14 protein-coding genes are annotated in these 14,246 nt (G+C 64.5%); 10 read left to right on the top strand and 4 right to left on the bottom strand.

What is annotated here, in order from left to right:
* Positions 1-26: 26 nt before the first annotated feature.
* Entirely contained in the window at positions 27-686 is a 660-nt protein-coding gene (locus QCE64_RS15125) for a peroxiredoxin-like family protein (RefSeq protein ID WP_310004602.1), read from the bottom strand.
* Between the two features lie 106 nt (positions 687-792).
* Between QCE64_RS15125 and QCE64_RS15120 the strand changes: the two genes are divergently transcribed.
* The 9 genes from QCE64_RS15120 (at position 793) to QCE64_RS15080 (ending at position 10,173) form a co-directional block, all read left to right on the top strand.
* The gene (locus QCE64_RS15120) at positions 793-1,695 is read left to right on the top strand and encodes a LysR substrate-binding domain-containing protein (RefSeq protein ID WP_310004600.1); all 903 of its coding nucleotides are present in this window, start codon (positions 793-795) and stop codon (positions 1,693-1,695) included.
* Positions 1,696-1,769: 74 nt separating this feature from the next.
* Positions 1,770-3,254, top strand: coding sequence for a HAMP domain-containing sensor histidine kinase (locus QCE64_RS15115; RefSeq protein ID WP_310004598.1), 1,485 nt, complete (start codon positions 1,770-1,772; stop codon positions 3,252-3,254).
* A complete protein-coding gene (locus QCE64_RS15110) occupies positions 3,239-4,609 on the top strand; it encodes a sigma-54 dependent transcriptional regulator (protein ID WP_310004596.1) in 1,371 nt (456 codons plus the stop codon). The genes QCE64_RS15115 and QCE64_RS15110 overlap by 16 nt, the downstream gene beginning before the upstream one ends.
* A 140-nt stretch (positions 4,610-4,749) precedes the next feature.
* Positions 4,750-5,472, top strand: coding sequence for a hypothetical protein (locus QCE64_RS15105; protein ID WP_309932642.1), 723 nt, complete (start codon positions 4,750-4,752; stop codon positions 5,470-5,472).
* Positions 5,473-5,505: 33 nt separating this feature from the next.
* Positions 5,506-6,057: a hypothetical protein gene (locus QCE64_RS15100; RefSeq protein WP_309922476.1), complete on the top strand. Its 552-nt coding sequence runs from the start codon at positions 5,506-5,508 to the stop codon at positions 6,055-6,057.
* 32 nt (positions 6,058-6,089) lie between these two features.
* Complete coding sequence (locus QCE64_RS15095) at positions 6,090-7,205, top strand: metallophosphoesterase (RefSeq protein WP_309932644.1); 1,116 nt, start codon at positions 6,090-6,092, stop codon at positions 7,203-7,205.
* Positions 7,206-7,208: 3 nt separating this feature from the next.
* Entirely contained in the window at positions 7,209-8,447 is a 1,239-nt protein-coding gene (locus tag QCE64_RS15090; protein WP_309922482.1) for an MFS transporter, read from the top strand.
* Positions 8,444-9,697, top strand: a complete 1,254-nt coding sequence (locus QCE64_RS15085; RefSeq protein WP_310004595.1) for an arsenic transporter — start codon at positions 8,444-8,446, stop codon at positions 9,695-9,697. Before QCE64_RS15090 ends, QCE64_RS15085 begins: the two co-directional genes overlap by 4 nt.
* A gap of 29 nt (positions 9,698-9,726) precedes the next feature.
* Positions 9,727-10,173, top strand: coding sequence for a DMT family transporter (locus QCE64_RS15080; RefSeq protein WP_310004593.1), 447 nt, complete (start codon positions 9,727-9,729; stop codon positions 10,171-10,173).
* Between the two features lie 305 nt (positions 10,174-10,478).
* Here the strand turns inward: QCE64_RS15080 and QCE64_RS15075 are convergent, their stop codons facing one another.
* The 3 genes from QCE64_RS15075 to QCE64_RS15065 are packed head-to-tail and all read right to left on the bottom strand — an operon-like array spanning position 10,479 to position 13,273.
* Positions 10,479-11,255, bottom strand: coding sequence for an aldolase (locus QCE64_RS15075; protein ID WP_309922493.1), 777 nt, complete (start codon positions 11,253-11,255; stop codon positions 10,479-10,481).
* 58 nt (positions 11,256-11,313) lie between these two features.
* The gene (locus tag QCE64_RS15070; protein WP_310004591.1) at positions 11,314-11,934 is read right to left on the bottom strand and encodes a glutathione S-transferase family protein; all 621 of its coding nucleotides are present in this window, start codon (positions 11,932-11,934) and stop codon (positions 11,314-11,316) included.
* 28 nt (positions 11,935-11,962) lie between these two features.
* On the bottom strand, positions 11,963-13,273 hold the full coding sequence (locus QCE64_RS15065; RefSeq protein ID WP_309922497.1) for an MFS transporter: 1,311 nt from the start codon (positions 13,271-13,273) through the stop codon (positions 11,963-11,965).
* Positions 13,274-13,355: 82 nt separating this feature from the next.
* Between QCE64_RS15065 and QCE64_RS15060 the strand changes: the two genes are divergently transcribed.
* Positions 13,356-14,105: an XRE family transcriptional regulator gene (locus QCE64_RS15060; protein ID WP_309922500.1), complete on the top strand. Its 750-nt coding sequence runs from the start codon at positions 13,356-13,358 to the stop codon at positions 14,103-14,105.
* Positions 14,106-14,246 lie beyond the last annotated feature (141 nt).

Raw genomic sequence — 14,246 nt, 5'->3', positions numbered from 1 at the left:
CGTGAATGCCTGCCGTCCCGCGAACCTCAGGCGGTTTCCTTCATGCGCTGAAGCGCGGCAACAAGTTCGCTCGGGTCAGGGCGCTGCGTGTAGTCGGGGCTGACTTCGGCGTACGCAATCTTGCCGTCGCGCGCAATCACATGGCGCGCCGGCATCGGCAGGGTCCAGCTCGGTTCGCCGTTGATTTCGGGCAGATCGACGTTGAAGCCCTTGTACGCATCGATCAGTTCGTCCTGCAACCGGAAGCGGATACCGAAGGCATCGGCCGTCTTGCCGCCTTCGTCGACGAGGATCGGATAGCTGAGCTTGTTCTGGCGTTGCGACTTCAGACTGTTGGCTGCGGTCTGCATCGAAAGGGAAACGAGCGTCGCGCCAAGCGCGCGGATCTCGTCCGCCACTTCCTCGATAGCCTGCAAGTCGAGGTTGCAGTACGGGCACCAGACGCCGCGATAGAACGTGACGACGAGCGGCCCCTGTTCGAGCATGTCCGTCGACGAGACGCGTTCGCCTTCGGCCGTGGTGAGCGTGAAGGTCGGCGCAAGGTCGCCGACCTTGAGCGATCGTTCGGCCTGGCCGCCCGCGATCAGCTCGGCAGTGGTCCGGCGAAAAATTTCGACGACTTCAGCCGGTGCAACCTTGCTCTCGAAGTGCGCCTTGAAGGCATCCAGTTTTGTTTGCAGTGTCATGATCCGCTCCTGATTGAATCGCCGGTGCTGGCGTGGAAGTCATCGTGATTCATTCGCAAGAAGGCCGGTAGAATGCGCGGATGACTTTCACTTATTCACCCGATAAATGAATGACAAGCTCTCGACCTTGCGACTCTTCGTGCGGGTGGCCCATACATCGAGCTTCAGCCGGGCCGGACGCGAACTCGGGCTGAGCCAGCCGTCGGTATCAAGGCAGATCGCCGAACTGGAAGCGGACGTCGGCGCCGCGCTCTTTACCCGCAGCACGCGGGCCGTGAAGCTGACCGACGCCGGCGCGGACTATCTGACGCGCGTCGAGTCGATTCTCGAAGCGCTCGAAGAGGCGGATCACGCCGCGCGCGGCAGTTCGGAGCTGCGCGGGCAGTTGCGGGTAGCGCTGTCGACGAGCTTCGGCATTCGTGAAGTGATCCCGCGCATCGGCCGTTTCATGGCCTTGCATCCGGCGCTGCATGTCGAGCTGCTGATGTCGGACGATCGGCAGGACCTGATCGCGGAAGGTGCGGACGTGGCGATCCGCTTCGGCACGCTGCCGGATTCCAGCGCGCGATCGCGCCTGGTAGGACGTTCCGCCCGCTTGCTGGTGGCCGCGCCGAGTTATCTGGAGCGTGCGGGCCGCCCGCTCGAACCATCCGATCTGAGCGACCACGCGTTCGTGCTCGGGCCGTCCAGCGTGGCGTCGCTGGGCTCGACGCTCCGCAAGGATGGCCGCGAGGTTTCGTTTCGCGGCGAGGGTCGCTTTGCGACGTCCGTGAACGAAGGCGCGACGGCTGCGGCAGTTGCGGGGCTGGGGATCCTGACGGTGGGCTATTGGGGCTGCCGGAACGAGATCGCGGACGGACGACTCGTGGCGATTCTGGAGGACTGGGTGCTCGATCCTGTCGAGGTTCACGCGGTGTTTCCGCCGGGCCGTGGACCACGGCCTGCCGCGCGCGCGTTGATCGACTATCTCGTGGACGAAGTCGCACCGATCTCGGCAGCACGAGCTTAAAACCCGCGCCGTACGCTTGGCAGAAGACTTGCTATACAGTCCGCCACATCGGATCCCTCATCGTCCATTCATTCATGCCGAGACCGTCGTTTTCCACTCAGTTGCTCACGCTCTGGACGCTCATCGCCGTGCTCTGCGGTCTGCTGAGTGTCGCGGTATGGCTCATGTTGTCGTCGGCGCTCGGCGAGCGCGTCGTGACCGCGAAGCAGCAAGCCGCGGCCGCCTGTACCGCGGTTGCCTCGCGCTACGACCTGTCGATGCAGCGACCCGGCGAAACCAACGTCGACCTGATGCACGCCGTGCTCGATCTCGTGCTGATCCAGACCGAAGGCATCGAAGGCGGCTTCTGGACCAGTGAACCGCCATCGAATACATCGAACGGCTTCATTGCGTACGCCTTCCCCACCTATGGCGGCAGCGGCGTCAAGCGCGACATTCCCGAAGCCGAGACGCCATTGATTCTGCGTGCGCTGAAGAGCGCATCGAATGCCCGGCAGTTGCAGTCCGACATCGTGTCGAGCGGCAGCGACGCCGTGCTCGCGATCGCCTGTCCGGTGCCGCGTCACGCGGACCTGTTCGCCTGGACGCTGACGCGCGCGCGCCCGCCGCTCGGACCCTACGGCGAGCGGGCCAGCGCGATTCTGGCGGGCGTGCTCGCCGTCATCGTCGTGCTGGCGCTGTTCCTGGCGCTGACGCTCAGGCGCTGGCGACGGCACCTCGCCCGGCTGGAACGTGCGCTCGCACCCGACGGCGCATTCGAGCAAGGCAAGCGGCTCGAACGTTTCGGCGAGCGCGATCTCGACCCGATCGTCGATGCGCTCAATCGCTATGGCGAGCGCGCCGAGCGCCTCAAACGCGATGCCGATGCGTTGAACCAGCAACTTGCACAGGCGGAGCGCTTCAGCACGCTCGGAAAGATGGCGGCGCAGATCGCGCATGAGATTCGCAATCCGGCGGGCGCGATGCGGCTCAAGGCCGAGAACGCGCTGGCCGGCGATGCTGCACGTCGGGAAGCCGCGTTGAAGACGATCATCGAGCAAGTAGGACGCATCGAATTGCAGGTGACGAGCCTGCTGGCGCTGACGCAATCGGTGACGGTCCACGCCCGTGAGGTCGATCTGCGCGCGTGGCTCGACGATATCGTTCATACGCACGAATCGCACGCTGAAAGCAGGCGGGTCACGCTCGGCGCCGAAGTCGCACCCGGCCCGACACAGCCGGTGTTCGATCCCGCGCAACTGGCGCGCGCGCTCGACAACTTTCTGGTGAACGCGCTCAGGCATACGCCGTCGGGATCGAACGTGATGATTCGCGCGTCCCATGCCGTGGCGGACGGCGGTGAACGGCTCAGGCTCGAAGTCATCGATAATGGTCCCGGCGTCCGCCCCGCCGAGCGCGAGCGGATCTTCGAGCCGTTTGTGACGGGCCGCCCCGACGGATCGGGGCTCGGTCTTGCCGTCGTGCGTGAAATTGCGTCGGCACATGGCGGCCGCGCCTTCCTCGCGGACGATGCGAACGTGACCCGCTTTGTGATCGACATGCCATGGCGACCATCCTGATCATCGATGACGACGACGCGTTCCGCGAAGGCCTCGCGGAAACCGTGCAGGACCTCGGCTACGCGGCGTCCGAGGCGCGTTCCGGCGACGACGCCTTCGCGCAGTTGCGCGGACGACCCGCGCCCGACTGCATCTTTCTTGACTTCCGTTTGCCGGGCGCGGACGGCCTCGCCGTGCTGGAGAAGCTGCGCAACACGCCGGGGCTGAAGACCGTGCCGGTCGTGATGCTCACCGCGCACGCAACCAGCGACAACACCATTGGCGCGATGCGGCTCGGCGCGTTCGAGCACCTCACCAAGCCGGTCGGACGGGACGAGATCGCCGCGCTGCTGAAACGCATTCTGTCGGCGCGGGTCGACACGCCCGCCGCGTGCGCATTCGCCGACGAGGCGCGATCCCATGAGCCGCAACTCCTCGGCGTGAGCGAGACCATGCGTGAGGTGCAGAAGCGCCTGGGCCGCGCGGCGAGCGGCAATTCGACCGTGCTGATCACTGGCGAAACGGGCACCGGCAAAGAGATCGCGGCGCGCGTGCTGCACCGTGCGTCGGCGCGTGCGAACGGTCCGTTCGTCGCGGTGAACTGCGCGGCCATCCCCGACGAACTGCTCGAAAGCGAACTCTTCGGGCACGGCAAGGGCGCGTTCACGGGCGCGCACAGCGACCGGCGAGGACGCGTCGAGGAGGCGCACGGCGGCACGCTCTTTCTCGATGAAATCGGCGACATGCCGCTCCCCATGCAGGCCAAGCTCCTGCGCGTGCTGCAGGAGCGGCAAGTCACGCCGCTGGGCACCAACCGGATCGTGACGGTCGATGTGCGGGTGGTCGCTGCCACGCATCGCGATCTCGCCGCGATGGTCGAGACGGGCGCGTTCCGGCAGGACCTGCTGTTCCGGCTGAACGTGATCCCGTTGCACATGCCGCCGCTGCGCGAGCGCGTCGCCGATATCCTGCCGCTTGCCGAGCATTTCCTGGCGAGCGCATCGACCGATATCGCGCGCAAGCATCTTTCAGCCGATGCACAACGCCTGCTCGCCACGTTCGCCTGGCCCGGCAATGTGCGGGAGCTGGCCAATGCGATCGAACGGGCCAGCGCGCTGGCGCCCGGACAAGTGCTGACGCGCGATGACTTCGCGTTTCTGGTCGCGACGCGAGACGGCGCGGATGAAGCGGTTCCCCTCGCGCTGCTCGAGCTTCCCCTGCCGCAAGCGGTGGCGCAACTGGAGCGCGCGCTGATCGTTCATGCGCTGTCGGCGGCCGGCGGCAATCGCGCCGAGGCGGCGCGGCGGCTCGGCATCAGCCGCCAGTCGCTTTATACGCGCATGGCGGCGCTGGGCATGTCGGAGGCTTCCGCGTAAAGCGTCAAGCAATCGGACAGGTGCTGTCCGGTTGCTTGACACCTCCACCCGGCTCGATCGCCGAACGCCTTGAGCCACGGGCGTTTCGCGAGTGGCATGGCCCTTGCAAATGATTCCTCGCTACGCGAAAGGAGTGAATCATGCAATCGACCTTGTACCCCCAGTTGCGAATCGCTGTGCTCACGGCCTTGCTCGCAGCGAGCGCCGGCTGTGCGGCACAACCTGCTGAAACGCCGAACCCGCCGCCCGTCGCCGGAGCGCCGATGCCGCCGCCTCCCCCGCCTCCGCTCGCCGATGCGGCTTCAGTTACGACCACGCAAGGCACGGTCGCGCGCTTCCTGACCAATCCGGATGGCGATGTCGATGGCTTCATGACCGACGACGGCACCCTCGTGCGCTTTCCACCGCACATGAGCGCGCAACTGACATCGGCGGTGCGCCGCGGCGACCTCGTGCAAGTGAGCGGACAACGCGAGGAAGGCGGCAGCTTTGCGGCCCAGCGCATCACCGACACGCAGACGGGCCGTCAAGTGATCGACGAACCGCCGATGCGCGGCGCACCGCCGATGCCCCGGGCCGCGCGCGGAGCAGGACTCTCGCCTCTGAGCGCGCAAGGACAGGTGGCGCACATCACGACCGCGCCGCGCGGCGAACCCGACGGCGTGATCCTCTCCGACGGCACCGTCATCAAACTCACGCCACCCGTCGCGCAACAGTTCGCGACACTGGTGCGTACGGGCGCGACGGTATCGGCGCAAGGCTATGGCACGAAGAATCAATACGGCACCGCGCTACAGGCAACAGCCTTCGGCTCGCCGGGCAAGCTGACTCCGCTCTACGACCGCAACGCGCCGATGCCCTGAAGCAAACCCATCACAACTTGGAGGACCATGAACATGCATTGGATCGACCCCACGAGCCTTCCGGAAACGCGCGGCAAGGTCACGCGCTTTCTGTTGAACCCGCACGGTGAAGTCGACGGTCTCGTCGTCGGCTTGCGTCAGGTTCACGTTCCTCCGCATCTGTCGAAACAGATCGCGCGTCACATCGCACTCGGTGATCTTGTTCGCGTGCGTGGCGTCAAGCCTCGCGATGCCGACATGATCGCCGCCGTTTCACTGACCACCCGAAGCGGCGCCGTGATTCTCGACGAAGGCCCGCATCACGACGGCAAGCCGCATCACAAGCCGGACGTCGAACGCAAACCGATGGACGCGTCCGGCGAAGTGGTGCTGTCGCTGTTCGGTCCGAAAGGCGAATTGCGCGGCGCGTTGCTGGACGACGGCACGTCCTTGCGCATGCCGCCTCATGCCGCCGCGGAACTGGCCGCTTATCTGATGCCGGGCGCGCATGTTCACGCGTGGGGTCACGGCGTGAAGAACCGGCACGGGCGCACGATCGAGGTCGATGAAATCGCCGAACTCGTCGATGCACCGCAGGCCGTCTGACGAGGCCGTGCCTCATTCAAGGAGCGTGTGCGATGTTGAGCTGGGTGCATTTCGGCGACCTTCATGCGTCGAACGACGACCGCTACGAAAGCCTCGACCATCTGAAGGCGATGATCGAGCAGGTCAATCGCCATCTGGCCGACCGTGTCGACTTCGCCTTCCTGCCGGGCGACAACGCCAACAACGGAACGCCTGAGCAGTTTCATCGCATCTTCGCTGAGGTGTCGAAGCTGAAGCCGCCGCTCCATGCCATTCCCGGCGATCACGACTACGAGCCCGGCCACCTCGACGCGTTCAACGCCTTCGCCAATGCGCCCCTGCCGATGTCGCGCCTCGTGAACGGCCACCGGTGCATCTTCCTCGATGTCATCTCGGCGGGGCGCGGCGGTCCGGACTTCAGGCTGTCGGGTGCGGACTATCGGTGGCTCGAAGCAGAACTTGCGTCGTCCGCGCAGGACCTCGAACCGCCCGTCGTCTTCATGCACGCCTATCCCGGCGACATCGCCGACGGGCACGCACTGGCGTACGCGTTCGCACGCGCCAACGTGGCCATGGTCGACACCGGCCACACGCACTACAACGAGCTGCTCAACGACGGCTGGGTGGTCTATGCCGCGACCCGTTCCACCGGGCAGATCGAGGAAGACGCAGGTCGCCCGGGGTTTTCGGTGGCGGCAGTCGATGGCGGTGTGGTGAGCTGGAAGTTTCAACCGCTGGATGCCGCGTGGCCGTTCGTCATGATTACGCGTCCATCCGACTGGCGGTTGCATCGCAGCCGCTCGGTGCCGCGCCCGACCGACGAGCATTGTGTGCGCGTGCTGGTGTCCGATGACGAGATCGTGTCCGTCACCGGCAGTCTCGAAGGCATTCCCATCGAGTTTGCTCCACGCGCCGGCGAAGTTGGGATCTGGCAGGCGCACCTGCCTGCTGTCACCGCGAGCTATCGCCTGCCTTTGACGGTGACGGCGCGCACGGCCGACGGACGCAGCGGCGAAGACTCCATCGCACTTCCGGCGACGGGTCGCGCGGACAGGCATCTCAAGCATCACTCGGCGCTCGGCACCGATGCGCACGCCGTCGAACCCTGGCCGGAGCACGGCATCGTCGGCTCGCAGCTCGGGCCCAACAAGAACGGACGCCATTGGTGAGCCATGAATCCACTGTACGCGCTCGAAGGACTGAATTTCTTCATGGCCGATGTGCAGGCGGGCATCGGGCCGTTCCTGGGCGTCTTTCTTCAGGCGCATGGCTGGCTTCCCGAGGCGATCGGCACGGTCATGACGCTGGGCGGTATCGCAGGCATGCTCGCGACTTCTCCGGCGGGTGCGCTGGTCGATGCCACGCATCACAAGCGCGGCATCATTGTTGTCGCGGGCGTGATGACGACGCTTGCCTCGCTCGTGCTGTGGGTATCGCATGGTTACTGGATGGTGGCGGCGTCGCAGATCTTCACTGCGGTCACAGGCGCCGCGCTCGGGCCGGCCGTAGCCGGCGTGACGCTGGGAATCGTGCGCGAGAAGGGTTTCGACCGGCAGTTCGGCCGCAACCAGGTGGCGAATCACGCGGGCAACGTGGTCGGCGCGGCGCTGTCGGGCTGGCTTGGATGGCGTTATGGATTCGGCGCGGTGTTCGGACTGGCCGGTGTGTTTGCCGTGCTGATGGTCATCTCGACGCTGCTCATCCGGCGCGATGCAATCGATCACGACAGCGCGCGGGGGCTCGGCGGCTTGGGAGCGTCGAATCCTGAGCATGAGCATGCGAGCGGCTTTCGCGTCCTGCTGACGTGCCGGCCCTTGCTGCTGCTCGCCGCGTCGCTTGCGATGTTCCATCTCGGCAATGCAGCGATGCTGCCGCTCTATGGCCTCGCGGTCGTCGCGGCGCATCAGGGCGATCCGAGCGCCTTCACCGCGCAGACGATCGTCGTCGCGCAACTCGTGATGGTCGTCGCGGCCTGTTTCGCGAACCGACTGATTCAGCGAATCGGCTACTGGGGCGTGATCCTGATCACGTTCCTCGCGCTGCCGTTGCGCGGCTTGGTCGCCGCGATGTTCATCACCGCCTGGGGCGTGTGGCCGGTTCAGGCGCTCGACGGCATCGGCGCGGGCTTGCAGAGCGTCGCGGTGCCCGCGCTGGTGGTGCGGCTGCTGCAAGGCACGGGGCGGGTGAATGTCGGTCAGGGCGTGGTCATGACGGTGCAAGGCGCGGGCGCGGCGCTGAGTCCTGCGCTGGGCGGCGTGCTGGCTCAACACTTCGGCTATGCGAGCGCCTTTCTCGTGCTTGGCGCTATATCGACGGGGTCGCTCGCGCTGTGGCTCCTCTTCGGCACGACATTGAAAAAAGCCTGCGGCCTTGTCCGCGACGATACACACGACGCCCCTCTGACCACATGAACCCGATTTTTCTTTCATGGGGCATCGCGTTCGCCGCGACTGCCGGTGTGATCCTGCGGCCGTTCCGCTGGCCCGAAGCAGTCTGGGCCGTGGCCGGCGCGATCATGCTCGTCGTGCTCGGGCTGATTCCCGCGCAGCTTGCCTGGCAGGCGATCGGCAAGGGTACGGACGTTTATCTGTTTCTCATCGGCATGATGCTGCTGTCGGAACTCGGACGCCGTGAAGGCTTGTTCGACTGGGTGGCGGTGCATGCCGTCAATTACGCAAAGGGATCGCCGCGCAAGCTGTTCTTGCTGGTCTATCTCGTGGGCGTGGTGGTGACGACCTTTCTGTCGAACGACGCGGCGGCCGTCGTTCTCACGCCTGCAGTGTTCGCGGCTGCAAAGAAGGCGAATACGAAACCGCTTCCCTTGCTGTACGTATGCGCGTTCATCGCGAATGCGGCGAGCTTCGTCCTGCCGATATCCAACCCCGCGAACCTCGTGCTTTATGCGAATCACACGCCGGCGCTTGGTTTATGGGTTGCGCGATTTGCGTTGCCATCGGCGTTGTCGATCATCGTTACGTTCGTGATGTTGCGGTGGACACAGCGCGCGAATCTGAGTGGTTCGTGCGCGCGTGATCTGCCGGTTGAACCGCTCAGCACGAACGGCAAACTCACGCTGGCGAGCATGGGTGTGACGGCGGTTGCGCTGCTGGTCGTCTCGGCATTCGATCTGCAACTCGGGCTGCCTACTGCGGTACTCGGCATTCTCACGACGATGATCGTGTTGATCAAGGAACGCCAGTCACCTGTGGAACTTGTCAGCGACATATCGTGGAGCGTATTGCCGCTCGTCGCGGGGCTTTTCGTATTGGTCGAGGTGCTCGATCATACGGGCGTCATACGCGAACTCTCGGCGCTACTGCGACAGGCAAGCCAGCAGAATCAGCCGATGGCCGCGGCGGTATCGGGGCTTGTCATCGCGTTCGGCAGCAACGCGATCAATAACCTGCCCGCCGGACTCATCGCGAGCGCGACGGCCTTGCAGGCGCACAGCCCGGAACGCGTCATCGATGCGCTGCTGATCGGCGTCGATCTTGGACCGAATCTTTCGATCACCGGCTCGCTCGCGACAATTCTCTGGCTGTCGTCGATTCGACGCGAAGGCGAGGAAGTGAGCTTCATGCAGTTCCTGAAGGTTGGGTTTGCTGTCATGGTTCCGGCGCTTGTTCTGGCGCTTGGATGTCGGCTCTTGTTTGCACATTGATCGTTGCCTTGCCTACGGAGACATGAAACATGAGCAGCGCATGGATTTATCCCTTCATCATCCTTGGCGGCATTCTTCAGGCTGCAGGCGCTCCGATCAACGGGCAACTCAAAGGCGCGTTGGTCAATCCGTGGCTTGCGTCGAGTGTGTCGTTTCTGCTTGTGACGTTTCTGGCTATTGCCATGTTCTGGATTCAGCCGGTGCCATTGCCCACGCTGGATGACCTGCGCAGCATGAAATGGTGGGCACCGCTCGGTGGGATCGTGGGGGCGGTCGCGGTGTTTGCTGGACTGACGTTGGTGCAGAAGGTCGGTGTCGGGACGCTCAACGGGTTGACGATCTGCGCGAACCTCGTGGCTTCGGTTGCGATCGATCACTTTGGGTTGATTGGGGTCGCGGAGCATCCGTTGGGGTGGATGCGAGCGATTGGGACGGCGTTGATGGTCGTGGGGGTGGGGATGGTCATGCGGTTTTGAGGGCGTGGCGGAGATGGACTTTCAGGTCGGCGGTGGCGCGCTCGTCGCTCGATCTGGCGCGTCGGGCTGTAGAGGCTCTTGAGTTGGCATGCATGCCGCGTGATGCCGTGGCTTGGGGTGTGTGATAGCGTCGTGTGCGTATTTACCGGGTTCACGGAGTGGCGGGTTCCGGCCAGCTCCGGCCGTTTGGCAACGCTCCGACACGGTCATTCGAGCGGCCGGTCACCCTACGTAAGAGTCATACGAAGGGGCCGAGTATCGAGCTTTGGCGCGAAGTGCAAAGCGCCATGCGTATCGTCCAGGGGTCAGCGCGCCTTCAGTGCGTCGACATCCTGACGCAGAACCCGCCGCGCGAACATCGCGAAACTCGCCTTGACCACGTTCGGCTGCAACAGGAAATCATGCGATTCCTTCGCCAGTACCGGGTTCAGTTCCGCAATCGGTCCAAGTGTTTCCGCGCGAATCTGGTTGCGCGCGGCACGCTCGATCAGCAGCGAGAGATAGGCGGTCTCCTCGATCGACGACGTCGCCGCCAGAAAGCCGTGATGCGCGAGCAGGATCGACCGGCGGCTGCCAAGCGCCGACGAAATGATCTCGCCTTCATCGTCCGCGATCGGTAAGCCCGGCCATTCCTTGAGGAACGCGCAATCGTCGAAGAAGGGCGTGGCGTCCATGTGCGCGACACGCAACGGGCGGCCGGTCATCGACAGCGTGGAGACATAGGGCGGATGCGTGTGAACGATACTTTTTACATCCGGCCGGCGCCGATACACCCACATATGAAACCGCACCGCCGGATTCGGCATGCCGACGCCTTCGATCACGCGCAGCGATTCGTCGATATGCATGACATGGCGCGGTTCGACTTCATCGAACGCCACCGCGAGCGGCGTGGTCAGATAGGTGCCGTCGTCGCGGCGCACGGTGATCTGTCCGGCCAGCGTCTCCGAGTGATTTTCCATCGCCAGCATCCGGCACGTCAGCACCACTTTCTCGCGCTCGGTCCAGTTGCCCGTGTCCAGCCGCGCGGCCATCTCGCTGACGGCGTGTTCGGTCACTGCCTGCTTTGCTTCAGTCAACATCATCAGTCTCCAACAGGGATTCGCGTGGCTCTGATCGAGCATACGCGGATTCGTCTGGTCAGTTCGCCCGCTGGCCTGCCGGCTGCGGCAAGCCTTTCATCGTGACATAACCGGGCAGCGCGGTGATGCGCTCGATCCAGGCGGTCGCGTTCGGATAATCATCGAGCGGCAATCGGCCTTCGCGCGACAGGCCGACATACGGCATGCACGCGAGGTCCGCGATCGTGGGCCGATCGGCCGCCAGCCATGCGTGCTGCGCGAGATAGGCATCGAGCACGCCCAGCACGCGCTTGCCCTTCGCGCTCACCGCTTCGATATCCACCTTCTCGCCGAGCAGGTAGTACAGCCGCGCCGGTTGCAGGCTGTTGCCGATTTCATTCGCCGCGAACGACAGCCATTGCGCGACGCGCGCATGGGTTCGAGACGTATCGCCGAGCCATTGCGGCGCGTGACGGTGCGCGAGATAGGTAAGGATCGACTGGCTGTCGCAGACGAGGTAGCCGTCATCGTCCAGTGCGGGAATCTGCCGTAACGGGTTGATGTCGCCGAACCACGGCGCATGATGCGCTTCGTTCGGCACGTCGACGAATTCGCTGCGATACGGTAGACCGGTCATGGCAAGCAGCATCCGGACCTTGTGGCAGTTGCCGGACAGCGGATGGTCGTAGAGTGTCATCATCGCGATGGATTCCGGAGTGGCATTCGGGTTAGTCGGAAGAGGTGGGTTTCATCAGCCAGGCACTCAGCGCGCCGATCAGTCCCAGCGCGCTCAGGTAGATGCCGACCGAGCCGATACCGCCCAGATGCTTGACGAGCGAGGCGGCGATCAGCGGCGCGAGGCCGCCGCCGAGTGCAGCGGCAACCTGAATGCCCATCGAAATGCCGGAGTAGCGCAACTCGGGCGGAAACTGCGCGGCATACAGGCTCGATTGCGGTCCGAAGATGATCGCGTAGTTCAGCGCGAGCGCCGTAATGGCCGCGAGCGTATAGAGCGTGAGCGAGCCGGTGCCCATTGCGTGGAAGAGCGGCACGGCCATCACGGCGAGCAACAGCGTGCCGATGATATACAGCCGCCGCGCGCCGATCCTGTCGCCCAGCCAGCCGAACAGCGGAATGGTGAAGATCTGCACGAGCGAGCCGAGCAGCACGGCATTCAGTGCGTTGGCGCGGGTAAAGCCGAGATTGCCGGTGGCATAGGAAATCGAGAACACGATGATCGTGTACACCAGCGTCACTTCCGCGAGCTTGCCGCCGATCGCCAGCAACAGCGGCCGCATGTGCGAGACGAGCACGTCGCGGGCGGGAATCGACGCCACCTTGTGCTGGGTCTTGACGGCCTTGAAATCGGGCGTCTCTTCCACCTTCATGCGAATGAACACGCCGATCGCGATGAGCGCGGCGCTCGCAAGAAACGGGATGCGCCAGCCCCATGCCATGAAGCTCGCGTTGGGCAGCATGTTCACCAGCGCGAAGGCGCCAGTGGACAGCAGGATGCCGATCGGCGCGCCGGCTTGCGGCAGGCTGCCATAGAACGACTTCGCGCCCGCCGGCGCGTGCTCGACGGCCATCAGCACGGCGCCGCCCAGTTCGCCGCCGAACGACACGCCCTGGCCGATCCGCAGCAGCACGAGCAGGACCGCCGCCCAGATGCCGATGGACTCGTAGGTGGGCAGCAGGCCGATGAGCGTCGTGCAGATGCCCATCAACACCAGACTCCAGATCAGTATGGATTTGCGGCCAATCTTGTCGCCGAAATGACCGAAGATGATGCCGCCGAGCGGCCGTGCAAAGAGACCCGCCGCGAACGCGCCGAATGCGGCGAGCGTGCCGGTCGCCGGATCCAGACTTGGAAAGAACAGCTTGTTGAAGACGAGTGCCGCGGCCGTGCCGTAGGCCAGAAAATCGAACGCTTCGATGGCCGTGCCCGCCATCGAGGCCGCTGCCACCCGCACCATCCGCCGATCCGCCGGCGCACTGGCCCGCGCGGGACTTGCCGCATTCTGTTCAACCGTGTCCATCGCCTCTCCCTGTCGCGTCGTGCTGCCTTTTTTGCCCGAAGTTTGCCTGAGGTTTGCCCGGTAGACAACAGAGTTGTCCACGGTGCTGCCAGTCTATTCGTTTAGAATCGCCGTTGAAATCCCTGTCAAAATAAATTCGAAAGACGCTCTCGGGCGGCATGACAGGGCCCCTCGTTTATCGGTGAGACAACGTTTGTTGACTGCAAAATCGCGCGGGCGCGCGGCCGTACGGCCCGCGGAGCGCGCATCTGGCTCCGAGGTCCAACACCCTGGCGAACTGACGCGCGCGCTCAGGCAGCGGCGCGGTCTCACCCTTGATGAACTCGCGAGCCGCACAGGGATCAGCAAGGGGCATCTGTCGCGTTTCGAGCGCGGCGAAAAGAGCGTGTCGGTGTCTGCGCTGATGCGGGTGGCGCAGGCGCTTTCCACGTCAGCGGCAACGCTGCTCGGCGAAAAGACAGACCAAGGCGTGGTGCACGTGGTGCGGACGGGCGACAGGAATTTCAGCCGTGAGGGTGGCGCCGGCTACGATTTCGCGCCGCTTAGCCGCGCTCACGGCAGTGATGACGGCGACGGTCCAACGGCGTTGCTCGTGCGATTTTCGTCAGACGCCGACTTGAAGGAAGCCGCGTTCCATTCGGGCGACGAGATTTTTTTCGTACTCTCGGGCGCGATTGAGATCGAACTGGCGGATCAGTCCGTCATCTTGCGCCAGGGTGACTTCGCCCAGTTTCCGGGCTTGGTCAGGCATCGCATTCACAGCCTCGGCAGCGACGCCGAAGTGTTGATTGTCGTGACGAGCGCGCGCGACGAACAAGGTAGAAAGCCGTAGAACTTTGACCGGCTTGCGCGACGGAATGAGGGGCGTTCATTTCTCAATACCGGTCGTTCAGGCCGCTGGAGCGCGAGCGGCGGCTCGGGGTCGAAAGCCCTCATTCGTATCGGCGGCCGCGAGATCCCCATTCATCACGCT

This window comes from Caballeronia sp. LZ043 (genome assembly GCF_031451075.1).
In the GTDB taxonomy this organism is placed as follows: domain Bacteria; phylum Pseudomonadota; class Gammaproteobacteria; order Burkholderiales; family Burkholderiaceae; genus Caballeronia.
Note: the sequence above shows the minus strand (reverse complement) of the source record. Positions and strands in the feature narration are given on the sequence as shown.